Source organism: Winogradskyella eckloniae (assembly GCF_013249045.1).
In the GTDB taxonomy this organism is placed as follows: domain Bacteria; phylum Bacteroidota; class Bacteroidia; order Flavobacteriales; family Flavobacteriaceae; genus Winogradskyella; species Winogradskyella eckloniae.
This window is the reverse complement of sequence record NZ_JABRWP010000013.1, coordinates 16,224-41,281: the sequence shown is the minus strand read 5'-3', so window position 1 is coordinate 41,281 and position 25,058 is coordinate 16,224. Positions and strand designations below refer to the sequence as shown.

Sequence of the window (25,058 nt, the reverse complement as noted above, 5' to 3'; positions counted from 1 at the left end):
TTTAAACAAAACAATTAAAAACTTATATTTAATGCCTATTCTTATAAATTGAATAGGCATTTTTTTATTCTCAATTAAATTTTATAATGGCACTAAATATAGTCCTCATTGAACCCGAAATCCCAAACAATACTGGCAACATTGGTCGCTTGGCTTTAGCTTCAGGTTCCACATTACATTTAGTAAAACCATTTGGTTTTGAAATAGATGATAAACGTCTTAAACGTGCAGGATTGGATTATTGGCAACATTTAGACGTTATATATTATGAGAATATAAATGATTTTTTCAAAAAGAATACTAAAGCAAAAATGGTATTCTTATCTAGTCATGGTACGCAAAGCCATTGGGACATTCAATTTGAAGATAATTTATTTCTAGTTTTTGGAAAAGAGTCTGTAGGTTTACCAAAATCCTTATTAGAAGAACATAAATCGAAATTATTTAAAATTCCGCTTTATAGCGATTCTATTAGGAGTCTAAACCTAGCAAATGCTGTAAGTATAATAGTGTATGAAGGTTTAAGGCAATTAAAGACATAATGTAACAACTTATTAAATTAACTAAATTTTAAAGCTTTTTACCATATATTGATCTTATTAATGGATAATTAAAATTAAATATCATGATTACAAAAACAATAAAGACCTGAATATTTTTCATAGCTATAGCATCTTTCTCATTTACAAATGCTCAACAGAAAATTGAAAAACAAGAAGTTCAGAATGAAAAAGCAATTAAAAGTTTTAAAACTTTTGATGCCGATTTTAATGAAGCTATCTCTTTAAAGGAATTTAAAGCTGTAAAAATGAAAGATAAAGCTTATAATGAATCTGTCACGAAAGAAAGCTTTTCTGAAATGGATACAGATAAAAATGGATCAATAAGCATGAAAGAATATACTGTAGCCTTCGAAATGAAAAAGAAATCTGTAAAAAAGAGAGAATTAAGAAGACTGAAAAAGACATTAATGCAACACTAAAAAAAGAGTAAGTCTTAATTATTGCTTGAAACATAAATAAAATCCTCATTTCTAAATGAGGATTTTTTTATGCTAATTCGTTTTATTTTAAATTTGGATTCTTTTCTAAATAGGATAAATACATTTGCTCTACTTTAGTCCTAGCCCATGGCGTTCGTCTTAAAAATTTTAAACTCGATTTCACTGAAGGATCATGTGTAAAACATCGAATATTAATCTGGTAACCCATATATTCCCAACCATAATGGGCTTGTAGTTCTGTAACTATTTCAGCCAACTTTTTACCATGCAATGGGTTATTGGGTTGTGTAGACATATTATATGCTATTTACTAAAGCTTTAATCTTAACGGCTTTTTCAAAATGGTCTAGCTGATGTGTTTTTATCCACCACGTAGCAGCTTCCATTAACAGTTCTGGAGTATCATTTTTATTCTTAAAAAAGGCATAAAACGAAATGCCAACGTTAGTTCCTTTTTGTGCAATTTTCTTATCGCAGACCTCTAATATCTTTTGTTTTAAACGATCAGTCATTATAATTTAATTACGTTTACTATCAGTATTTCGGTTTCGGTTACGGCTTTTATTTCTATTAGAATTTCTGCTATTTCCAGAACCTTTAGAATTAGAGTTTCTGCTATTAGTTCTTCTTCCTTTATTTTGATTTCTATTTTGACCAGGCTTTATAGGTTCTGTAGACGCATTTGGGTCTGGTTCAAAACCTTCTACAATTTCTACTTCTATAGATTCTCCAATTAACTTTTCAATACCTTTTAGATAACTCGTTTCATCTGCACTGACTAAAGATAATGCTTGACCTTCTGCTCCTGCTCTTCCTGTTCTACCAATTCTATGCACGTAGTCTTCAGAAATATTAGGCAATTCAAAATTGATAACATGTGGTAATAACGGAATATCAATTCCTCTTGCGGCAATATCTGTAGCTACTAAAACTCTAACAGACCCATTTTTAAAACCTGCTAAGGCTTTTGTTCTGGCGCCTTGACTTTTATTTCCATGAATGGCTGCTGCTGTAATACCAGCACTAATCATCTTTTTACAAAGTTTATTAGCACCATGTTTGGTTCTTGTAAAAACTAAAACTTGTTTCCAATTGCCTTCAGAAATCAATTTAATGATTAAACCTGTCTTTTTGCCTTTTGCAACTCTATAAACTTTTTGGTCTATAACTTCTACAGCAGTATTTTGTCTTGCTGTTTCAACCTGAACCGGATTATTTAAAATAGAATAGGCTAATTTCTTGATGTCTTTAGAGAATGTTGCCGAGAACAAAAGATTTTGTCGCTTGTCTGGCATCAATTTCATGACGCGTTCAATATCACGTAAAAATCCCATATCTAGCATTCTATCTGCTTCGTCTAAAACAAATATTTCAACACGTTTTAAAGATAATGCACCTTGATTTTGTAAATCTAATAATCGTCCTGGTGTTGCTACTAAGACATCAACACCCTTTCTTATGGTTGCGATTTGCGGTTTTTGATTTACACCACCAAAAATCACAGCACTTCTTAGATTAAGAAATTCGCTATATTCTTTTACATTAGCAAACACCTGAGCTGCTAATTCTCGTGTTGGTGTTAGAATTAATGCTCTAATTGGTCTAAACTTCTGTTTAGGATTCTCCGATAACAGATGTAATAATGGTAATGTAAAACCTGCTGTTTTACCTGTTCCGGTTTGCGCTGAAGCTAAAACGTCTTTTCCTTCTAAAACTGAAGGAATGGCTTTTGCTTGTATTGGAGATGGTGTTTCGTATCCTTTTTTACGGATTGCTTTTAATAAGGGCTCAGATAAGCCCAATGCTTTAAATGACATATATAGTGTTTATGAAGCAAACTCTATATCTTTTTTAGGTCACTCCTTTAATTGAGCGCGAAGTTACACTTAATTTACCCGATAATCCTTTTCTCGTGTACTTTCTTAAAATTTAAATCAACTTAGAGCATAATTAACTTTAATACAGTCTAAATATCATTAGGTTCCTCATTTGCTTAGTTAAATTCTTAAAAAATAACGCATTTACAAAAAATAAAACCTGTAATTGTATTACTATAAGCTCTAGTACTTTTTATTAACAATGGACTTAAATGCCTTAATCAATATAACACTATTAATCACAAAGATTTCAACAAACGCTCCACCTCAGCAATTGTACCTCTATATAGACGTCGATTGGGCTTGGTCATATGCTTAGATTCTTCCGAGATTTCATTTAATAAATCCTTTCCTTCTGCAATTCTATCATTTTCTAAATAGAATTTGGCTAACTCTAAACGTTCAGAATAATTAGAATATGGTCTATCAATTTGTCTTAATTGTGCTTCAGCTTTTTCTAATTGACCTAATTCTTTTAAAGCTAAACCATAACAAAATTGTTGTTTAGACCCTTTAAATTCTGGTTTGTTTTTTATGACTTCTACACTATCTAATACGCCTGCGTAATCTTGAAGTTTAAAATAGCACAAAATAAGTTCTTGATGTGCATATAAGTTATTTTGAGACGTATCTTCTAAGGTCTGTTTATACTGATTAATAGCATTAGCCATGTCATTATTAGCAAAATAAGCATCTGCTAAATCAATTCTGTTCGTGTACGTGTCTGAAAATTCTAACTTCTTTTCTAAATCTTTTATTTTCTTAGTTGGGTTGATAATATTCGTTAATTCACTTTGAATTTTATCTGCATCATTTTTGTTATAGACTTGCGTAATGATATAAATTATTGAACCAACAACAGGAATAAAAAAGATAAGAAAAAACCAATAATAAGGTTTTTGATGTTTATAAACATGATAAATACAAAATGCCTGAAGCGCAACAATTAAATAGTAATACATGGTTTAGAATTAGGTATCTAAAGATAACAACTATCTTGTAAACACCAATTCATTTTCGGAAGATAATTCTTCACTAAATCCGTAGTTTTCTAAATTAAATCCTTTAACATCCTCTAAAGTTTTTGCATCTGTGTCTATGATATATCTTGCCATTAATCCTCTGGCTAATTTGGCAAAAATGGCAACAATTTTATACTGTCCGTTTTTAAATTCTTTAAACGCAACATTTACAACAGGCACTTTTAAGGCTTTTGTATCTATGGCTTTAAAATATTCGTTACTCGCTAGGTTAAGAAAAAGTTCGTTATCGTCTAAATCATCATTTAGCGCTTTAGTGACTTTCTTTTTCCAGAATTCGTATAAGTTTTTGTTTTTACCAACTGGCATTTTAGTTCCCATTTCTAAGCGGTAAGGCTGAATTAAATCTAATGGTTTTAAAACACCATATAAACCAGATAATATTCTAACTGTATTTTCTACTTTATCTAATTTATCCGTATCAATTGTATAGGCATCTAATCCTCTGTAAACATCACCACTGAATGCATATATGGCTTGCCTTGCATTGTCTGCTGTAAATGGTAATACCCAGTCTTGATTGCGCTCATAATTTAATTGCCCTAAATTATCTGAAATATGCATTAGCTTAGATAAACTTTTGGCCGACTTCTTTTTCAGTAATTTATTTAAACGTTCTGATTCTGCTAAAAATTGACCTTCTGTCGTTTTAGTCGTTGGCAGTTTTGTTTCGTAATCTAAGGATTTTGCTGGTGATAGTACTAATTTCATATGTATTTACTGCTACTGCAGGCCTTTCATTTTTGGTTAAACACTTTTTCTTTTTCAGTAGTAAAAATACAATGTATCTGAAAGATTTTCTAATTATTGCGAATACTAAAATCGATATCACTATAAGAAATATCTATATGGATTTTATTTTTAATATAAAAAATAAATAGCAATTCTATTCGACACGACAGATTAAATTCACTTACACTGGGAAAGCGCGTTAAGGATGGAAACGGCATCCTTTTTTGAGGCACGAAAAAAAGATATAGTGGACAGCCTGGTTATTTTTTCCTGCAAGGTTTAAAAAAATAAAACGCCAAAAAAAATTCTGGTTAGACTATTGCTTTTTGATTTGCACTTAGAGATTCCTGCTATTGCAGCAATTTAGACATGCTTTGCATATTGTCTCCACTTCTCCACACATTGCGCGATATCCTCAGGAATTTCAGATTCGAATTTCATAAATTCTCCTGTGGTTGGATGCACAAAACCAAGCGTTTTAGCGTGTAAGGCTTGTCTTGGTAAAATCTTAAAACAGTTTTCTACAAACTGCTTATATTTTGTAAATGTAGTGCCTTTTAAAATGCGTTCGCCTCCATAACGTTCGTCATTAAAAAGGGTGTGGCCAATATGTTTCATGTGTACACGGATTTGGTGTGTACGTCCTGTTTCGAGCTTACAACTCACCAATGTTACATAACCCAAACGTTCTAAAACTTTAAAGTGTGTTACGGCTGGCTTGCCTTTTTCTTCTTCGTCTTCTAAGAACACCGTGTTCTGCAATCTGTTTTTTGGATGTCGACCAATATTACCTTCAATAGTGCCTTCGTCCTCTTCAATAGTGCCCCAAACAAGTGCAATATATTCGCGCTCACTTGTCTTTTTTGCGAACTGATTTGAGAGATGCGCCATGGCTTTTTCAGTTTTGGCAACTACTAACAATCCGCTAGTATCCTTATCTATTCTATGCACCAAACCTGGTCGTTCACTTGAGTTGTTTGGTAAATTTTCGAAATGAAAAATTAATCCATTTATCAACGTACCAGAATAATTGCCGTGTCCTGGATGCACCACCATACCTGCTGGTTTGTTTACCACCAGTAAATCATCATCTTCGTAGACAATTGCTATAGGAATATCTTCTGCTATTAAAAGATTTTCGTGTGGTGGATACTCAAATTTTACCGTAATATAATCGTTAGGTTTTACCTTGTAATTAGATTTTACAGGCACATCGTTCACAAAAATACTTCCGTCTTTTGCTGCAGCTTGAATTTTATTACGCGTCGCGTTTTCTATAAAATTCATTAAGTATTTATCGATACGAAGTGGCTGCTGACCAGCGACTACTCTAAAAGCATGATGCTCGTAAAGTTCGTTTTCTTGGTCGTCTGAAATATCAGGAATATTTGGCATTGATTTGTTTTATAATTTACCGTTTCCTAACACCAAGTCTATCTTAGATGTTAGTGGCAATAATGTACCTGCTTTTAGAGGCTTACCTTGGTAAGACATAGACATTACACCTTCTCCAATGGCATCTTTATAGGTAATTTCTCCTACCTTAAAGCCAAGTGCTTCTAATTGTGGCTTTGCTTGTCTAAAGGTAAATTTCAAAATATTTGGCACTTCTACTTTTTGGTAACCAGAAGGGTTTAAGATTAAATAAATCTTTCTGTTTTCCTTGACTTGAGAACCTGCTGCTGGCTTTTGCTCAATTACAGAATACTTTGGGTATTTTGGATTATAATTAGCTGAATCTTGAATTTTTAGCGTTAAGTCTAAATCCTTTAATTCTATACCAACAGTTTCTAAAGATTTACCTTTTAAATCTGGTACAATTACAAATTCACCGTGATTGGTAGAAATATTTAACCATTTTAAAACAACAAAACATAAAACAACTAACGCAACTACAGCCAAAGCTATTTGCTTAAAAAATACTTTACTGGTAAGAAACTTAACTAAACTCATAAGCTATATAATTGTAGACAAAACTAAGAAATTCTAACGTTATTTTAACGTCTCTCAAATAAAATACGTATCAATAACAGATTTAGTTTATTAAAAATAAATTATACATTTACACTATCACTTATTTAAACTAATATAAACCCATTTATTTGGGCCATTAAAGATGAAAAAAAATATTGCAATAATAATGGGTGGCTATTCTAGCGAATACCAAATTTCCCTAAAAAGTGGTAATGTGGTTTACAATACCTTAGATAAGACTAAATATAATGCATTTCGTATTCATATTTTTAAAGAGAAATGGGTTTTTGTTAATGAATTAGATGAAGAACTTCCGATTGATAAAAATGATTTTTCGGTGGTAGTAGATGGCACAAAAATCACTTTCGATTGTGTGTTTAACGCCATACATGGTTCGCCAGGCGAAGATGGTTTTATGCAAGCTTATTTTGAATTGTTAAACATTCCGCAAACCAGTTGCAACATGTACCAAGCTGCATTAACCTATAATAAGCGCGATTTGTTAGCAACCCTAAAACCTTATGGTATTAAAACAGCTGAAAGTTATCCGCTTAACCTTGGAGACACCATAGATGAAGATGCGATAATTGCCAAAGTCGGTTTGCCTTGTTTTGTAAAAGCAAATAAAGCTGGTAGTAGTTTTGGTGTTTCTAAAGTGTATAAAAAGGAAGAATTACAAACAGCGATAGACAACTCCTTTAAAGAAGATAACGAAATTATTATTGAACAATTTTTAGATGGTGTTGAAGTCTCAGTTGGTGTTATTTCTTATAAAGGCGAAACTTTAGTTTTACCAATTACAGAGATCGTTTCAGAGAATGATTTCTTTGATTACCAAGCCAAATACGAAGGGAAATCTCAAGAAATCACACCTGCTCGTATTTCTGATGATTATGCCAACAAAGTAAATATTGAAGCTAAACGTATTTATGAAATTCTTAAAATGAAAGGCTTCTCTAGAAGTGAATTTATCTTTAAAAACGATGAACCTTATTTGCTAGAAGTGAATACAGTACCTGGTTTAACTAACGAAAGTATTTTGCCACAACAAGCTGCCAAGGCTGGTATTAGTATGGAAGCTTTATTTGAAAATGCTATTGAAGAAACCATCAAAAATTAATAGTTATATTTGATTTAATTAAGACAACATTTTATCAGCAGTAAAACTCTACCAATGAAACGAGCACTTTTTCCTGGATCTTTTGATCCTATTACAAACGGACACTTCGATATTATAAAACGTGGTATTAAATTATTTGATGAAGTAGTAGTTGCTATTGGTATTAATGCCGAAAAAAAATACATGTTCTCATTAGAAGAACGTAAAAAATTTATTGAAGACGCGTTTAAGAACGAACCAAAAGTAAAAGTAGTGACTTACACAGGTTTAACTATTGATTTTTGTGAGGAAATTGATGCCAAATTTATACTTAGAGGTTTAAGAAATCCTGCCGATTTTGAATTTGAAAAAGCTATTGCTCACACCAACAGAAGACTTTCTAAAATTGAAACAGTCTTTTTACTAACTGCTGCAAAAACGTCCTTTATCTCATCTTCTATTGTAAGAGATGTACTCAGAAACAATGGAGATTATACCGTTTTAGTTCCTGAGAGTGTTAGAGTGACCAAATAAAAACACCTAATAGACAGACTAAAAAACATACTATTTACCGCTGGAAACGCGCGAGTAAGCAATATTTTGATCGTGTAAAAGAACGGCTTAAAAAACCGATATGTTAATCTCTATTTTACAATGAGCTTTAACTTAATGGAATTTCATAAATGGGAATTCCGATGCTAAACTTTCAATATCTGATTGAAGTTTTAAAAGAAATTTTTGATGCGCTTCAGAATATGAATTAAACGGTCGATGTGCTTTTCTAGACTGAATTGAACTAACTTTTTCTAGTGTTTCTAAAGCATCTTTAGATAACCAAACTGTAGTGAATTTTTCCCAAATATAATTTACAGCTGTAGTATTAGGATGCAGCATGTCTTCATTGTAGAAGCGGTAATCTCTTAATTCATCCATCATAATTTCATACGACGGAAAATAATAAAGCTGTGCTCTAGGCTCTACAATCTGATGAATTGCGGTTAATAAATGTGATTTACTTTGGGTGTTCTCTACAAAGCCATCTTTAATATGTCTTACAGGCGATACTGTAAACAAAAACGAAACTTTAGGATTTATACTCTTTATTAAGCTGACAATTGCCTCTAATGATTCTGTAATTTGTTCAACTGAAAGTAATTCTTTTAAAAATTGCTTCTGAGGTAACTTATGACAATTAGCAACAATTTTATCTGAAGCAATATGTCTATAAACCCAACTTGTACCTAATGTAATTATAACATGACTTGCACTTTGAAGATAATTATAAGTTTCATTAATTTGAGTATTCAAACTATCTAATAATTCTTCTTTTGAAGTTGTGTTTAATTTTGAATGTGTATCTAAACAACTCCATTGCTCGTTTTGAAATTGTAATTCATCTTCAGAATAATAATCTTTATTAATAGATCGTGTCACTAAATTTTCAATCGCTAATGGATGAAATAATATACCAAATGGATTTACAGTATTTTGAAACTTAAAAAAGTCAAACTGCTTACCTATATTTTCTGAAAAACAAGAACCAAATAAAAGCAAATTAGAGCTATAATCTATTTGATTATGCTGTTGTGGTTTTAATGGTAATTCTGTTACTAGCTTCATTTTTTATCCCAAAGACTCAGAGGCCTACTCAATTATATTAAAGGTTATAAATTGTTTACTATTCTTGTAATTCCAGTTTTTATTAATGGACTATTAAAATTAATTAGTAATCCTAATTTTAAGCCTGAAAGCTTTAGGTAGGTCAATAACTGTTTTGGATGTACAGGATGAATCTCTTGAACTGACTTTACCTCAATAATTACTTTATTTTCTACAATTAAATCTGTTCTGAAGTTTAAATCTAATTGCTTTCCTCTCCAAATAACAGGCAAAGGCTTTTGTCTTTCAACAATTAATCCTTCATTTTTTAACTCTGTGTATAAGATTTCTTCGTAAACTGATTCTAGCAATCCTGGTCCGAGTTCTACATGAATGTGATAACATAAATCGACTATAATTCTAGAAATTTGGTTTTCAGTCATAATTCATATTTTCACGCAAAGACGTAGAGGTTGAAAGGTTTATTTGTTTAAAAATAAAAATCTTTTTTACATCTATAATTTCTGAATAAAAAAAATGCCATCTTTTAATCACGCTAAGCCGCTAAGTCGCAAAGGCATACTCTCAAATTAATAAACTAATTTTTTTCTTTTCGACTTAGCGTCTTTAAGTGACGATATGTTTACTCTTTTTTTCTTTGCGACTTTGCATCTTAGCGAGATAAACTATCTAGCTTAAAGATAATTCTTCCCAGCCTCCAAAGCAGCTTCAATACCTGCAGGAAGCTTTCCACCAGCTGTAGCAAAGAAAGGCTGACCTCCTCCTCCACCTTGGATGTGCTTACCGAGTTCTCTCACAATAGTACCAGCATTTAAATCTTTACTTGCCACTAACTCCTTAGAGATATAACAAGATAAGATTGCTTTACCATTATTCTCTGCGCCAAATAAGAGCATTAAATTATCAAACTGGCTACCTAATTCAAAACAAACATCTTTAATTCCGGCTGCATCTAAATCTAATTTCTTAGCCAAAAATTGAACACCATTAATTTCGGTAATTTCATTTTTTAAGTCGGCCTTAATATGTTTTGCCTTGTCTTTTAATAAGCCTTCTATTTGCTTCTTTAAATCTGCATTTTCATCTTGTAAGCTTACTAAAGCTTTCACTGGCTCTTTTGGGTTATTGAGCAGACTTTTCATTTCTACATAGGTTTCATTATTTTCCGAAAAATAATCTCTAACCGATTTATTAGTTATAGCCTCAATTCTGCGTATTCCTGCTGCAACTGCACCTTCAGATATTATTTTAAAGTGCCAAATGTCTGCTGTGTTTTTTACATGGATTCCTCCACAAAGCTCTATAGAATTCCCGAATCGTATTGTTCTTACTGTATCGCCATACTTTTCACCAAATAAAGCCATTGCACCATCTTCAATTGCTTTTTCCATTGGGATGTTTCGGCCTTCTTCTAAAGGTAATTTCCCTTCAATTCTTGCATTAACAAAATCTTCTATTTCTTGAAGCTGTTCTGGTGTTACTTTAGAAAAATGAGAAAAATCAAAACGTAATGATTTAGGTTTTACTAAAGATCCTTTTTGCTCAACGTGCGTTCCTAAAATGGTTCGTAATGCTTGATGCAATAAATGGGTTGCTGTATGGTTACTAGAGGATAACGTTCTATGCTCATTACTCACAACTGCCTTAAAACTCTCATTTAAATGATCTGGCAACTCTTTTGTGAGATGATATACGACGTTATTCTCCTTTTTTGTATCTAAGATATAAACCACATCGCCATATTTATCTTCTAAAAAACCTTTGTCACCTACTTGTCCTCCTCCTTCAGGATAAAAAGGGGTTAGATTAAAGACTAACTGATACATTTCGCCATCTTTTTTAGAGGTTACTTTTCTGTACTTTGCAATTTTTACCGTGGCTTCTTCGGTATCGTAACCAATAAATTCTTGTACATCATCTTCAAACAAAACAATCCAATCTTCAGTAGAAGTTTCACTTGCAGAACGCGATCTATTTTTTTGCTTTTGTAATTCTTCTTTAAATCCTTTTTCGTCTAATTTTAAATTCTTTTCAGATAAAATTAGAGCCGTTAAGTCTATAGGAAATCCATATGTGTCGTATAACTCAAATGCTTTCTCTCCAGAAATGGTATCTCCTTTTGTTTCTTCAACAATACGATTTAACAAGACTAAACCTTGATCTAAGGTTCTCAAAAATGAAGCTTCTTCTTCTTTAATCACATTTTCAATCAAAGTTTTTTGAGTCCTCAACTCGGGAAAAGCCTCTCCCATTTTTTTACTCAATACCTCAACTAAGCGAAATATAAACGGTTCCTTTTTATCTAAAAATGTAAATCCATATCTAATTGCTCTTCGTAAAATTCTTCGAATCACATAACCTGCACCTGTATTACTAGGTAATTGTCCATCTGCAATAGAAAAAGCAACCGCTCTTACGTGATCTGCAATAACACGTATTGCAATATCTACCTTTTCAACCTTCCCATAGTGTTTATCTGTAATGGTTTCAATTTCTCTAATTATTGGCGTAAATACATCAGTATCATAGTTAGATTGCACGTTTTGTAAAACCATACATAAGCGCTCAAATCCCATACCAGTATCAATATGCTTATTTGGTAATGGTTCTAATGATTTATTGGCTTTACGGTTATACTGCATAAAGACCAAATTCCATACTTCAACCACATGAGGATGATCCATATTTACTAAAGATTTTCCATCTACTTTAGCTTTTTCTTCAGCGGATCGGATATCTACATGAATTTCACTACAAGGACCACAAGGACCTTGGTCACCCATTTCCCAGAAATTGTCTTTTTTATTACCTTTTAATATGCGGTCTTCAGAAATAAATTGTTTCCAGATATCATAGGCTTCAGTATCCATATCTAGATTATCATCGTCATCACTACCCTCAAAAACAGTAACATATAAAATATCTTTATCTATGCCATATACTTCTGTTAACAATTCCCAAGCCCAAGCAATCGCTTCTTTTTTAAAATAATCTCCAAAACTCCAATTCCCTAGCATTTCAAAAAGTGTATGATGATATGTATCATACCCTACTTCTTCTAAATCGTTGTGTTTACCAGAAACGCGCAAACATTTTTGAGAATCTGCAATTCTGTTTTTCTTGGGAGCAGCATTTCCTAAAAAATATTCTTTAAATGGTGCCATACCAGAATTTACAAACATTAATGTTGGATCATCCTTCAATACCATTGGCGCTGAAGGCACTATAAGGTGTTGCTTACCTTCAAAGAAATTTAAAAATTTAGATCGTATGTCTTGAGACTTCATATTCTGAAATTAGAGCTTGTTTTTAATAAATTTACGTAAATGCAAAACATTTTTTTATCTTTGGTCGTTACGCTAATATTAAGACCATGACTTTGTGGACTTATAAGCTGCAAAAATAGCATAAATTCAAACATGGCTAAAGTAAAATATTATTATGATTCTGAAACGCTGTCTTACCGCAAAATAAAGCGGAAGAAAAGAACAACGTTTAAGTATGCTGCTTTATTTTTAACTGCAGCAGCTCTATTTGGTTTTTTATCTTTTTTCATTGTCAGTCAATATGTTGAATCTCCTAAGGAACGACAAATGGCAAGAGAATTAGAAAATATGCAATTGCAATACGAAATATTAAATAAAAGAACCGATGATGCTTTTGCTGCTCTTGAAAATGTTGAAGAGCGTGATAACGCCATCTACAGACTTTACTTTGAAGCCAACCCAATCCCAACAGAGCAACGTAGAGCTGGATTTGGAGGTATAAATAGATATAAAAAATATGAAGGCTATAATAACTCTGAGTTAATTGCCGAAAGTTTTAAACGCATTGACATATTAGAAAAAGCCGTAGTGGTACAATCTAAATCCTTAGATGAAATCGCGAAACTCGCAGAAGACAAGGAAAAATTTTTAGAAGCTATACCAGCCATTCAACCTATTAATAATGTGAATTTAACACGTATGGCATCTGGTTATGGCTATAGAACAGATCCGTTTACAAAGGTTAGAAAATTTCATTTTGGTATGGACTTCACTGCACCAAGAGGCACACCAATTTATGCCTCTGGCGATGGCGTTATTAAACGAGCAGACAATGGTTCTACAGGCTATGGTAACCATATTAGAATAGATCATGGTTATGGCTACATTTCGTTGTATGCGCATTTATACAAATACAACGTTAAAGTAAATCAACGTGTAAAACGAGGCGATTTAATAGGCTACGTAGGAAGTACAGGTAGATCAGAAGCGCCACATTTGCATTACGAAGTATTTAAAGATGGCGAGCGCATCAATCCAATTAACTTTTACTATGGCAATTTATCTGCAGAAGAATACGATATATTACTCAAAAAAGCGTCATTAGAAAACCAATCTCTCGATTAAGATGCACATAGATTTAGCAGAAAAACGTTATTATGGCATTGGAGAAGTTGCCAAAGCATTTAAAGTAAACGCTTCCTTAATTCGGTTTTGGGAGAAAGAATTTGACATTTTAAAACCTAAAAAAAATGCCAAAGGCAACCGTAAATTTACACCAGAGGATATAAAGAATTTAAAATTTATATACCATCTCGTTAAAGAAAGAGGATTTACCCTCGAAGGTGCAAAAACACATCTAAAAGAAGAGAAAAAACAGGCTTTAGACAAATTTGAAATCATTGAAAAACTAGAAAGCATAAAAGCACAACTTACTAAAATAAAAACACAACTTTAAAACTAAACTATTATGAAAAAATGGCTAATTCCTGTTATCGTAATTGCAATCATTGGATTTGGATTATATTCTTGGGGTAAGAATTTTAATAACACAGCAGTAACACTTAACGAAAATGTAAAAGAATCTTGGGGAAATGTGCAAACTTCTTACCAAAGAAGAAATGACCTTATTGGTAATTTAGTTAAAACAGTACAAGGTGCCGCTGATTTTGAAAGAGGGACCTTAGAAGCTGTTATTAAAGCAAGATCTGAAGCTACAAAAACAACAATAGACCCTTCTAATATAACACCAGAACAGTTAAAAGCATTTAACCAAGCACAAGGTGGTTTGAGTAGTGCATTATCCCGTTTATTAGTGACTGTAGAAAAATATCCTGATTTAAAAACCAACCAAAATTTCTTAAAACTACAGGATGAATTAACAAGTACAGAAAATACAATTCAGACAGCGAGAACTCGTTATAATGAAAAGATAAAGCCATATAACATTCATGTTAATACGTTTCCAAATAGCATTTTAGCAGGCTTTTTAAATTTTGACGAGAAACCTTATTTTGATGCTGAACTTGGTGCTGAAAAACCTGTTGAAGTAGAATTTGACCTTTAATAAGCAATTAAAATGTCTAATCTTGAAGATTTTCTAAGTGCACAAGACGAAGAGAGAATCGTAGAAGCAATTCGAAAAGCAGAACAACACACATCTGGAGAAATCCGCGTACACATAGAAAAACAATGTAAACAGGATATTTTTGAGCATACTTTAGAGGTTTTCCATTATTTAAAAATGGACAATACGAAAGCGCAAAATGGTGTGCTTATTTATGTCGCCGTTGAAGACAGAACGTTTATGATTTACGGAGACAAAGGTATTGATGCTAAGGTAAATCAAGAGTTTTGGAATACAACAAGAGATATTATTTCTAAACACTTTAAAGAAGGTAACTTTGTCGAAGGACTTATAAATGGAATAGATAATGCCGGAAAGGAATTATCTAAACATTTTCCTTGGGTACATGGCGATACTAATGAACTTGATAATACAATTTCAAAACACTAATGATTAAAATTAGAACTTTAGTATTTACATTGCTACTGAGCCTATTAGGAGGGTTCTTTTATACTGTCCATGCACAATATAATGTACCTGATAAACCAAAATTTATTCCTCCTGTCATAGATAGTACCAAAGTTTTAAAACAACATCAATTTTCTGCTTTAACTCAAAAACTTCAACGTTATAGTGACAGTACTTCAACAGAAATAATTGTAGTTATTATTCCTACAACAAAAGGCGAAAACATAGGTTTATTGACGCCAAGATGGGGACAAAAATGGGGAATTGGACAGGCCGAAAAAGACAATGCTGTTTTTATTCTGTTGGCAAGACAAGACAGAAAAATATGGATTTCACCAGGATACGGCGTAGAGGATCGTCTTACAGCTGGTATTGTGGGAGAACTTACACGTAACGTTATTATTCCTGAATTTAAAAAAGATGATTATTACAGCGGTTTAGACAAAGGAACAGACGTTATAATCGACATCTTGAGTGGTGCATATAAAAATAACAGGCAAGCTACAACTGGCATTCCGTTTGAAGTGATTTTGTTCTTAGTTATAATATTTATAATTTTTGTTATTGCCATTTCTAAATCTCGTGGTGGCCGAAACGGTGGAAATCGCGGCAACAGAACAGACAGTAGAAGTATCTTAGAAGCTATTATTCTTAGTAATATGGGTCGTGGCAGCTATTCTAGAGGCTCATCTTCAGGTGGTTTTGGAGGTGGTTTTGGCGGAAGTTCAGGTGGCGGCAGCTTTGGTGGTGGCTTCGGAGGCGGTGGAGGCTTCTCTGGAGGAGGTGCTGGTGGCAGTTGGTAATACGTCCTAGATATTAGTCTATAAAAATAATATCACCATCAGTGGTGTTTCCTTTACTTCCAAGACTGTTAAACTTGTAACTGAGACTCAACATCACATATTGTTGTAATACTGTACTCTGACTATCTTCTATATAATCTTGTGTAGCAATTCGTCTCGCATTCGTATTTTGATTTAATAAATCGTACACTTTTAAGGTGATGATTGCTTTTTCATTAAAGATACTGTACGCCAAAGTAGAATTCCAAAACCAAGCACTTTTCTGAAATCCATCGGCTACATTTGGGTTATAATTAAAATTAATATCATTCCGCCATTCTAAATTTTTAGGTAAAAAAGTTGCCGTTCGTAAACCTGCATGATGGGTTGTAAATTCAATATCCTCAAACGATGTGATATCATACGTATTATTAGTGAAACTGAGTTGATAATAGGGTTTAAATTCCATGACTTTAGCCCAAATAAAATCCACACCTAAGCGCGGAGAAATAGTTTGCACCTCACTAGAATATTTTATATCGTTATTAAAATTGATACGCTTATTAAAATTATAATGCGTTCTTATAGCCAACTTAATGGTTCGTACTGTGTCTATTTTAAAATCCTTAGTAAAGTTCCCAGATACACCATAATTATAATTGCCATCAACGTTTTCAAAGGTGGTTGTTCGTTTTAATGTTTCTGGATCGACTACGGATTTAGAAACGACTTGATTATTACTAACATTGGCATTAAAATTTGCATAAAACCCTGTTCGTTTTTGCCAATCAAAACCATTATAACCACCATATACACTATGTCTATTTGAAGGTTCTAAATTTGGATTTCCTATAATAGTAACCAACGGATTAGAAACATCTTCAAACGCTTGCAACTGCCTCAGTGCTGGAGGCCGATTACTTAATCTGTAATTCGCATAAATTGAAGATTTTGGACTAAACCTATAATTCACTCTGTAGTTCGCCTCAATAGCCTCAAATGCTCTTTCTACGTTGAATTGTGGCCTAAGCTGATCTTCATTTTTAAGTGATCTCTTATTGTAGCTCATTTTAAAGTAAAGAGATAACTTTTCTCCTCTAAAGTTCGAACCTATAGTTGGTATACTACGCACATCTGAATATTTAAAATCAGTACTTAAGTCTGTATTAAAATCTGAAAAATCTTGTGTAGAATCATTATAATCAAAAGTACTTTTTAAATTATTATCGATGTCTTTTGCATACTCATATTCAAAATTTAAAAATAATTTTTTAGCAATTAATGCGATTCTGTAAGACAACGCTGCAGACACGCCATAACTATGATCGTCGCCAAGTGTAAACTGATTGCGTTCAATAATTTCTGGAGCACTCCCAAAAACTTCTGTATCAGAATTTATGAAATCATCACTATCTTGATCATTAACATCTGTTTCTAACTCAAACTTAAAATAAGAACCTTTATGACCTACTTTCTTAGTCATTGAAAACGTATTAGAAAATGTGTTCGCATAACTTTCAACAAAGGAATTAACCTCTGATTGATTGGTTAAATCAAAGTTTTCATCTAAAGTTTCTTCATTACTAAAGTAACGTGTTTGTGATTTTGAAAAACTAAAGGAAGGTTCAAAACTGATTTGAAATGTAGAATCCGTTTCAATTTCAAATTCAAGATTTACAGAATGGTTATGTGAATCATTATCTGAATTGGTATCGGAATTCGTAAAAAATCTAGAATCTGATAAAATGGTTTCTCGCTCTAATGACGTTTCATTTTTTGATCGACTTGACGCATAAAAATAATCAGAAGATATATCTGTATGCTCTCCAATAATATCTGCATAATTGACACCAACATTTTGCGATGTCACAATGCCTTGACCTCCACCAAATGATCGCCCTCCTAATGAAAAAGAACCGTTGCTGTTAAATGAGATTCCACCACCACTTCCAAATATTTTGTGAATTTCGCCAAAACTAAACCCAGGAGAATTCGTATTATTCCCTCCTGCTAATACGCTAATTCTTCTATCATTATTAAACAGATTTACCATGCCTGCAAACTCATATCGCTCATCTGTACCTCCTCCTGCAGACACACGTCCAAAGACACCTTTATTATTCTCCTCTTTTATAGTGAGATTGATAGTTTTACTGTCTTTATCACCTTCTTCTCCTGTAAAAGCTTCTGACTTCGTTTTTGTATCTACCACTTGAATTTTCTCAATGATATCCTTAGTTAAGTTCTTTGTGGTAATGGTAGGATCATTACCAAAAAAAGGTTTACCATTCACTAAAATCTTATTTACTGGCTTACCATTAACTTTTATATTTCCGGCATCATCAACTTCTACACCAGGCAATTGTTTTAATAAATCTTCGACATTGGCATCCTTTTTTGTTTTAAAAGACTTTACATTAAACTCTAACGTATCCTTCTTAATTGTAATTGGCGCTGTGGATTTTACTAAAACTTCCTCGAGCTGATTTTCTAATTTTAAGGTAATTAGTTTAAGATCAATTTTATCTTTATCAATTACTATTTTTTTAAAATAGGTACCATAACCAACATAAGACACATAAAAATTTAATGCCTTATCATAAGTAGAACTCTCTAGTTTAAATTTACCATCCTTATCCGAAATGGTATAAGACACCACTGTACTATCCTTTATTCGCTGTAAAAAAACCGTGGCTGATTCTATAGGAGAATTAGAATCTTCCGTTTTTAGTGAACCTACAATTTCAAATGATTTTTCTTGAGCAAATGACAGCAATGAAAATAAAAATGTAAAAACTAAAATTAGTTTCTTCATATGAATTGATTGATGATTAAGAGGTAAAACGTAATAAGATATGAAATGGTATTAAAACTTTTATCGTTTTAAGGTAAAATGACCATTACTTTTTCTTCCATCTAACAATTCTGCAATGAACCAATAATCATCTGTTGGTAATAATTCACCATTAAAAGTTCCATCCCAATACAGTCTATCGGCATTTAATTGAGCTATTAGTTTTCCATAACGATTAAATATAGAAATACGATCAATGACGTGCTCTTCAAAGGCTACACCTTTTATTTCCCAAACATCGTTAATAGTATCTCCATTGGGCGTAAAGAATTTTGGAAATCCTAACACCGAAATTTCCGCAGCTATACTACCACAATCGGCTTTTATATCTTTAACATAAACTGTGTGCGTGCCTGCAGATACGTTTATGAAAGTATTGATGTCTTGATAAAACCCATTTTCATCATCTAAACTATAGAGGTATTCACCATCACCAGAAACCAAAACCGAAATCGTATTATTATCGGATAAATCTAAAATTTCAATGGCTTCAACCTCTGCCGTACTTGAAGGTAATACTGTTATAACTCTTTCGTTCGTACAGCCAAATGGTTTTGTTACTTGCACTGTATAAGTCCCTGGTTCATTCACCTCAATAGCAATTGTGGTTTCACCCGTTGACCAGTTGTAATAATAATTATTTGGGATGTCCTCAAGAATACCACCTTCTAAAACAATAGGTTCCGGGAAACTATTTGAACAATAATAAACGACTTCATCTGCGCGCAAATTAGGTAGCATTTCTACCAATAAATTAATTTCTGCGATACTATAACAACTTCCATTTTGCTCTAGTCTTGCAAATACGGTTTGACTATAAGCTTCTGTATTTGTATACATACTATTTATGCTATTGACTTCTAACAAGGCATCCTCATAAGTTTCAAAATAACCTAATATTGAAATATCTGAAGCCAATGCATCTAAAATTTGAGCTTCTGCTAAACTCAAATCAAAATCAGCAAAACCTGTTTCGTCAAAACTATCACACACCTTTAAATTAGCACCACTTACTACTGCCGAACTTACGTTGAGTACCACCTCAGCACTACTTTGGCAACCCGTTAATGTATGAGTCACTAAGGCATATACAATTTGATTGTTCATTAAATTGGTATACACTTGATCATCAATGGCGGTCGACAAATCAGCAGTGTCGAAAAATTCAACATCAAAATCGGCTAAATTTCCTGTAACTATTTCCTCTAAATAATCACTTAAATTAAAGTTTGAAACACCATCCATTACATGATCTTCGCATTGGGTAATGACAATATCTGAAACAATCGGATTGGGCTGTATGGTTACTGTAAATGGTACTTTTTCCGAATTTGTGAGACAGCCTTGAACTACAGGTAACAGCCAAAATGTGGTTGTTTCATTAAGGTTAGGACTGTACTCTAAGCCAGAATGAATAGGTGTTATTGCGCTTTCGTTATCAAACCACCAAACGTCGTTAGTAGAGGATTCTACACTCAACGTGTATTGTCCTGAACCACAAAAGGTCACTGCTTCGCTATTTACCCTTGGCATCACTAAAGTGCTACTTACTGAGAGATTAATTTCGGGTTCATTTGGCATGCCACCAAACTCTACTATATAACCTTTTGGATGATATGGACTATTAACATCTACATCGCCAGAATTTCCTAAATCATTCCAAGACCCTAAAACACCAATAGAAGGATCTGTTATGTGCGCATAATTCTCGTTATTAAAATCATTAGGCTCGTTAGAATTCCAAAATGCAAACATACCATCTGGTGCAAATCCATTAGAAACACCTTGCCAAAATACTTGTCCAGCTTCTGGTCCTGTAACCCATTTCCATGTGCCTTCATTTTCCTCATCAGATCCGCCTATCCAACCAGTACCTGCACTTTGTGCTCCTGCTAACTGAGATTCTTCCTCCGTAGTTATCGTAGCCAAATAGCCTTGCAACCCAAAATAACTTTGTGCGGCAGCTGCGTCTCTTGCCTCTGACCATGTAATGCTAGTTTGGGCAACATAAAAATAATAATGACCTGTACTAGGCAGATAATTTGCTTCACCTAAGTTTATTGAAAATTCACGATTCTGCGAAAAACTCACTTGACTTGTATTAAACACTACATTTTCTATAGCCGTTGTAAATGCATCAAATGAGGCAGGACCAATAAGTGTTAATCGACCTTCAGCAGCATTCCATGCCGAAGTAATATTAGGATGACTTCCTAATAATTCTAGAGTATCTTGACCGATTTCATAGCCTTCAGAAATTTGTATAAAAACTTGAGCCAAGTTAGTGTCTTCTGGGTTTTGATCTGTAATTGTTACAGAAGTTACTATTGAAACCGGAACATTTGGGCAATACGTTTGGCCACCAGTAACACTAATCTCTGGAGGAAAGTTTTGCGAATAAACAAAACCATGCAACAAGAGAAAAATGAAAATGAAAAACCTTGATTGCATAATTATTCCTATTTTTTTCTCATATAAACACTTACAGGCACACCATTAAAATCAAACTGATCACGTAATTTATTTTCCAAAAAGCGTTTATAAGGCTCCTTAACATATTGAGGTAAATTACAAAAAAATGCAAACTGAGGTTGTGGTGTTGGTAGCTGCATAATATATTTTATTTTCACAAACTTACCTTTATAAGCTGGTGGTGGTTGGTGTTCTATTATTGGTAACAAGGTCTCATTAAGCACACTCGTTTTAATGCGCTTAGCCCTATTTTGATAAACCTCAACAGCCGTTTCAATAGCTTTAAAGATACGTTGTTTATTGAGTACAGAAATAAAAACAATGGGCACATCTGTAAATGGTGCTATTTGTTCTCTTATGTGTTTTTCAAAATCCTTAGCGGTTTTGGTATCTTTTTCAATTAAATCCCATTTATTAACAAGAATAACAACCCCTTTTCTATTTCTTTCAGCTAACCAAAAAATATTTTGAACCTGACCATCAAAACCACGTGTAGCATCGACAACAACTAAACATACATCACAATGTTCAATTGCTCTAACACTTCGCATTACGGAGTAAAATTCTAAATCTTCTTTTACTTTAGATTTACGTCGTATGCCGGCTGTATCAACTAAGTTAAACTCAAAACCAAAACGATTATATTTTGTATCAATAGCATCTCTAGTAGTACCTGCAATATCGGTTACGATATAGCGCTCTTCGCCAATTAAAGCGTTAATAAAAGAAGACTTTCCTGCATTTGGACGTCCTACTACCGCAAATCGCGGCAACTCGTCTTGCTCTTCCTCTTCTTTTTCTGGCAAAGCAGCTACAACAGCATCTAATAGATCTCCTGTACCACTTCCATTTATACTTGCTATAGCGTAATACTCACCTAAACCAAGAGCGTAAAATTCTACAGCATCTTCTAAACGCTTATTATTATCAACTTTATTGACGACTAAAAAGACGGGCTTTTTTATTTTTCTTAATAATTGAGCAACATCCTCATCCATTCCTGTAACTCCAGATTCTACATCAACCATAAAAATAATGGCATCAGCTTCATCAATAGCCAGTTCTACTTGCTTATCGATTTCGGCTTCAAATATATCATCACTTCCAACAACATATCCTCCAGTATCGATTAAAGAAAATTCTTTACCGTTCCAATCCGTTTTACCATAATGCCTATCTCTAGTTACACCACTAACGGCATCAACTATAGCCTCACGTCTTTTAATAAGACGATTAAAAAATGTAGACTTTCCTACATTAGGACGACCTACAACAGCTACTATATTACTCATATTTTTTATTTAAGATGACAAAGATAGTATATAAGCTTAGTATTTATCAACTATTAATACCTTTTAACTCTCTTCTCTATAATTTCGAGACCATTATATAAGACAAAAATCACGACAGCAAACATTGTTAATATCCTGTTGATAACAAGTCTTAAATAAAACTATATCACCTATATTTTTAGTAATTTTAATGTTTGTATAAAATATGGTTTTTACAACATCAAACATAAGGTAATTACGACCAATATTGGTCAAGAATCAGCCCCTTTTCTTGCAGTCTTATTGAGATGACATATTAGCCACATTGTACTTGTTTACTTGCTTCAAGTACTATAAACTATTAAAAATTAAATTAGAATGGGGAAATATTTTACGGTGATCATAGTTTTAATTTTAGGATCTAAACTTGCAACTGCTCAACAAGATAATATTGTCCATTCTATTCAAAAAGGAGAAAGTGTTTATCAAATTTCTAGACAATATGGCGTAAGTATAAATGCCATTTTTGATCTTAATCCTGGTTCTAGAGATGTCATATATGCTGGTAGAACCTTATTGATTCCTAATTCTTCAAATAATAACACGACAACAGCATCTAATACTCAGGTTACCTCAAATGGTGTTTCAAATTATGTGGTGCAACGCGGCGAAACTAAATCTGGGTTATCGCGAAGATTTGGCGTAAGCATTGCCATGCTAGAACAACAAAACCCTCATATTGTAAGGATGTTACAAGCAGGACATGTGATTAATGTTGATACCTCTATTGCTGAACAAGCACCTGTTGCAAGACCTGGAGAACATATTGTTGTAAAAGGCGAAACTTTATGGGGAATAGCGAGAAATAATGGTATCACTGTTGCGCAATTAGAAGCTGCCAATTCTAATCAGCTTTCAGAATTTTTACAAATAGGGCAAACGTTAATCATACCAGACAAAAACGCCGTTACCTCAACAAATGGAGAATATTTAGTTCAAAAAGGCGACACCAAATATGAATTAGCAAGACGATTTAATATGACTATTGCTGAACTCGAGGCTAACAATCCACATATTGTAGAAATGCTAATGGCTGGTCATCGTATCAGTACTAATAAGTCGAATAGCATTACGAGTACTGATGAAAACTCTAATGTAGCCGAGACAAATACAATTACAGAAATAAATAATACTATTAATGAAGGGGATTACGTAGACTACACGATACAACCGCAAGAAACACTTTACGGTTTATCACGAAAAGCAGGTATGTCTATGGAGGATTTAATGACTCTAAACCCAAGCTTAAGAGTTGCTGTTAACAAAGGAGATATTATTAAAATGCCTCGAAACTTAAATGAAAACAGCACAACTAATGATATTAATTTAGATAATACTACAAATGAAATCTTGGTTAATACGAGCAATAGAAATACACAACTACTCTCAAATTTAAATACAGAAACTGCAACTGGCCTGTATTTTTACACACCATTTTCTAGTCAAGAACTAAGTTCTCCTACGGAACGTCAAAATATGGTTAATGCAGATCCTGATAAACAATTTTATATTGATTTTTTCCAAGGTGCACAGATTGCCATTGATTCTGCTAAAGCATTAAATATCGATTTCGATGTGACCTTAATAAAGAAAAACATCGCAAAAACAAAAATAGACGTAAATAGTAGTCATAAAAAAAATGCAGTACTCATCCCTTTTTTAGATAATGCCTCACATTTTCCGAGTATAAATTCAAACGAAGAATTAGCGTTAATTGATATAGAATCTAATTTAGTGTCAAAGGATAGTAGTAAAATCTATAAAACTTTACCTAGTGATGAATACCAAAAAATTAAGACCTTAAATTATTTAGCAATTCAAAATGCTCGCGTCATAGTAGTCAGTGAGGAGGAAGAATCTAAAAACAAGTCATTAGTACAAAGTATTATTCCTAACGCTAAATTTTTAAAAGTTGACAATTCTGGTAATTTTAGTCCAAATGTACTAGAGAATGCGTTAAGCACAAGCAAACTCAATTACGTGATTCTAGATAGTGACAAAACAAGTGTTTTTCTTAATTCAACTACGGCATTAATGAGCAAACTATCCAATTACAATATACAATTAGCGATACTTGAATCTGCATTAATACCAAAACAAGGACAGGTTTCGGATATGAGATTTCGTGTGCTTAAATTAATCTTTCCGTCTGTTTTAGATCCTCAAAACAAAAAAGATATTAAAGATTTTGATCGTAGTTATAAAGATGTATTTGATATTAGCCCTTCAAGACATGCTAAATTAGGATTTGACATTACATTAGATGTCTTATTAAGATTAGCTCAAAACAGTTCTTTTGAAAACACGATAAACACCATTGTTTCGGAACACCCTCACTTACGATTTGAATACAAGAAATCAAATGATTCTACCTATTCAAACACTGGTTTACATTTGTTACAATACAATTCAAATGAAGGATTAATTGAAGTAGATTAACATAAAAATTAAAAAAATATTAAAATACTTCAAAAC

General features: G+C 32.9%; 23 protein-coding genes. 10 read left to right on the top strand and 13 right to left on the bottom strand.

Annotation, left to right across the window (positions count from 1 at the left end; translation table 11 throughout):
- Positions 1 to 86: 86 nt before the first annotated feature.
- On the top strand, positions 87 to 542 hold the full coding sequence (locus HNV08_RS16055) for a tRNA (cytidine(34)-2'-O)-methyltransferase (RefSeq protein ID WP_173282381.1): 456 nt from the start codon (positions 87 to 89) through the stop codon (positions 540 to 542).
- A 110-nt stretch (positions 543 to 652) separates the two neighbouring features.
- Entirely contained in the window at positions 653 to 982 is a 330-nt protein-coding gene (locus HNV08_RS16460; protein ID WP_173282389.1) for an EF-hand domain-containing protein, read from the top strand.
- 82 nt (positions 983 to 1,064) lie between these two features.
- Here the strand turns inward: HNV08_RS16460 and HNV08_RS16045 are convergent, their stop codons facing one another.
- From HNV08_RS16045 to HNV08_RS16015, 7 genes are all read right to left on the bottom strand, one after another.
- Positions 1,065 to 1,298 (bottom strand): VF530 family protein, encoded by a 234-nt coding sequence (locus tag HNV08_RS16045; RefSeq protein ID WP_173282380.1) that lies wholly within the window; start codon positions 1,296 to 1,298, stop codon positions 1,065 to 1,067.
- A 1-nt stretch (position 1,299) separates the two neighbouring features.
- Positions 1,300 to 1,515, bottom strand: a complete 216-nt coding sequence (locus HNV08_RS16040; protein ID WP_173282379.1) for a DUF6500 family protein — start codon at positions 1,513 to 1,515, stop codon at positions 1,300 to 1,302.
- A 6-nt stretch (positions 1,516 to 1,521) separates the two neighbouring features.
- Positions 1,522 to 2,820 carry a DEAD/DEAH box helicase gene (locus HNV08_RS16035; protein WP_173282378.1) on the bottom strand — a complete coding sequence of 433 codons (1,299 nt, stop codon included), beginning with the start codon at positions 2,818 to 2,820 and terminating at the stop codon, positions 1,522 to 1,524.
- A 299-nt stretch (positions 2,821 to 3,119) separates the two neighbouring features.
- On the bottom strand, positions 3,120 to 3,842 hold the full coding sequence (locus tag HNV08_RS16030) for a hypothetical protein (protein WP_173282377.1): 723 nt from the start codon (positions 3,840 to 3,842) through the stop codon (positions 3,120 to 3,122).
- A gap of 30 nt (positions 3,843 to 3,872) precedes the next feature.
- Complete coding sequence (gene yaaA, locus HNV08_RS16025) at positions 3,873 to 4,631, bottom strand: peroxide stress protein YaaA (protein WP_173282376.1); 759 nt, start codon at positions 4,629 to 4,631, stop codon at positions 3,873 to 3,875.
- Between the two features lie 384 nt (positions 4,632 to 5,015).
- A complete protein-coding gene (locus tag HNV08_RS16020) occupies positions 5,016 to 6,047 on the bottom strand; it encodes an RluA family pseudouridine synthase (protein WP_173282375.1) in 1,032 nt (343 codons plus the stop codon).
- 9 nt (positions 6,048 to 6,056) lie between these two features.
- Positions 6,057 to 6,605 carry a PASTA domain-containing protein gene (locus HNV08_RS16015; protein WP_173282374.1) on the bottom strand — a complete coding sequence of 183 codons (549 nt, stop codon included), beginning with the start codon at positions 6,603 to 6,605 and terminating at the stop codon, positions 6,057 to 6,059.
- 163 nt (positions 6,606 to 6,768) lie between these two features.
- On the opposite strand from HNV08_RS16015, the gene HNV08_RS16010 reads away from it, so the two are divergent.
- Together HNV08_RS16010 and coaD are read left to right on the top strand one after the other, a co-directional pair.
- On the top strand, positions 6,769 to 7,746 hold the full coding sequence (locus HNV08_RS16010; protein ID WP_173282373.1) for a D-alanine--D-alanine ligase: 978 nt from the start codon (positions 6,769 to 6,771) through the stop codon (positions 7,744 to 7,746).
- 54 nt (positions 7,747 to 7,800) lie between these two features.
- The gene (gene coaD, locus HNV08_RS16005; RefSeq protein ID WP_173282372.1) at positions 7,801 to 8,259 is read left to right on the top strand and encodes a pantetheine-phosphate adenylyltransferase; all 459 of its coding nucleotides are present in this window, start codon (positions 7,801 to 7,803) and stop codon (positions 8,257 to 8,259) included.
- Positions 8,260 to 8,391: 132 nt separating this feature from the next.
- Here coaD and HNV08_RS16000 read toward each other — a convergent pair whose 3' ends face one another.
- The 3 genes from HNV08_RS16000 to alaS all read right to left on the bottom strand — a co-directional run bounded on the left by HNV08_RS16000 (position 8,392) and on the right by alaS (position 12,632).
- Positions 8,392 to 9,345 carry a GSCFA domain-containing protein gene (locus HNV08_RS16000; protein ID WP_173282371.1) on the bottom strand — a complete coding sequence of 318 codons (954 nt, stop codon included), beginning with the start codon at positions 9,343 to 9,345 and terminating at the stop codon, positions 8,392 to 8,394.
- A 44-nt stretch (positions 9,346 to 9,389) separates the two neighbouring features.
- Positions 9,390 to 9,767 (bottom strand): GxxExxY protein, encoded by a 378-nt coding sequence (locus HNV08_RS15995; protein WP_173282370.1) that lies wholly within the window; start codon positions 9,765 to 9,767, stop codon positions 9,390 to 9,392.
- A gap of 252 nt (positions 9,768 to 10,019) precedes the next feature.
- A complete protein-coding gene (alaS, locus tag HNV08_RS15990) occupies positions 10,020 to 12,632 on the bottom strand; it encodes an alanine--tRNA ligase (protein WP_173282369.1) in 2,613 nt (870 codons plus the stop codon).
- Positions 12,633 to 12,764: 132 nt separating this feature from the next.
- Between alaS and HNV08_RS15985 the strand changes: the two genes are divergently transcribed.
- The 5 genes from HNV08_RS15985 to HNV08_RS15965 are packed head-to-tail and all read left to right on the top strand — an operon-like array spanning position 12,765 to position 15,947.
- Positions 12,765 to 13,736 carry a M23 family metallopeptidase gene (locus tag HNV08_RS15985; protein ID WP_173282368.1) on the top strand — a complete coding sequence of 324 codons (972 nt, stop codon included), beginning with the start codon at positions 12,765 to 12,767 and terminating at the stop codon, positions 13,734 to 13,736.
- A gap of 1 nt (position 13,737) precedes the next feature.
- Positions 13,738 to 14,067, top strand: a complete 330-nt coding sequence (locus HNV08_RS15980; RefSeq protein ID WP_173282367.1) for a MerR family transcriptional regulator — start codon at positions 13,738 to 13,740, stop codon at positions 14,065 to 14,067.
- 12 nt (positions 14,068 to 14,079) lie between these two features.
- Complete coding sequence (locus tag HNV08_RS15975) at positions 14,080 to 14,676, top strand: LemA family protein (RefSeq protein WP_173282366.1); 597 nt, start codon at positions 14,080 to 14,082, stop codon at positions 14,674 to 14,676.
- A gap of 12 nt (positions 14,677 to 14,688) precedes the next feature.
- Positions 14,689 to 15,126, top strand: coding sequence for a TPM domain-containing protein (locus HNV08_RS15970; RefSeq protein ID WP_173282365.1), 438 nt, complete (start codon positions 14,689 to 14,691; stop codon positions 15,124 to 15,126).
- The gene (locus HNV08_RS15965) at positions 15,126 to 15,947 is read left to right on the top strand and encodes a TPM domain-containing protein (protein WP_173282364.1); all 822 of its coding nucleotides are present in this window, start codon (positions 15,126 to 15,128) and stop codon (positions 15,945 to 15,947) included. The genes HNV08_RS15970 and HNV08_RS15965 overlap by 1 nt, the downstream gene beginning before the upstream one ends.
- 13 nt (positions 15,948 to 15,960) lie before the next feature.
- Here HNV08_RS15965 and HNV08_RS15960 read toward each other — a convergent pair whose 3' ends face one another.
- Genes HNV08_RS15960 through der form a run of 3 tightly spaced genes read right to left on the bottom strand, consistent with a single transcriptional unit; the run spans position 15,961 to position 22,544 of the window.
- A complete protein-coding gene (locus HNV08_RS15960) occupies positions 15,961 to 18,741 on the bottom strand; it encodes an outer membrane beta-barrel protein (RefSeq protein ID WP_173282363.1) in 2,781 nt (926 codons plus the stop codon).
- A gap of 60 nt (positions 18,742 to 18,801) precedes the next feature.
- Positions 18,802 to 21,231, bottom strand: coding sequence for a T9SS type B sorting domain-containing protein (locus HNV08_RS15955; RefSeq protein ID WP_173282362.1), 2,430 nt, complete (start codon positions 21,229 to 21,231; stop codon positions 18,802 to 18,804).
- A gap of 8 nt (positions 21,232 to 21,239) precedes the next feature.
- Positions 21,240 to 22,544: a ribosome biogenesis GTPase Der gene (gene der, locus HNV08_RS15950; protein ID WP_173282361.1), complete on the bottom strand. Its 1,305-nt coding sequence runs from the start codon at positions 22,542 to 22,544 to the stop codon at positions 21,240 to 21,242.
- Between the two features lie 357 nt (positions 22,545 to 22,901).
- Between der and HNV08_RS15945 the strand changes: the two genes are divergently transcribed.
- Positions 22,902 to 25,022, top strand: a complete 2,121-nt coding sequence (locus tag HNV08_RS15945) for a LysM peptidoglycan-binding domain-containing protein (protein WP_173282360.1) — start codon at positions 22,902 to 22,904, stop codon at positions 25,020 to 25,022.
- The last annotated feature ends 36 nt before the right edge of the window (positions 25,023 to 25,058 follow it).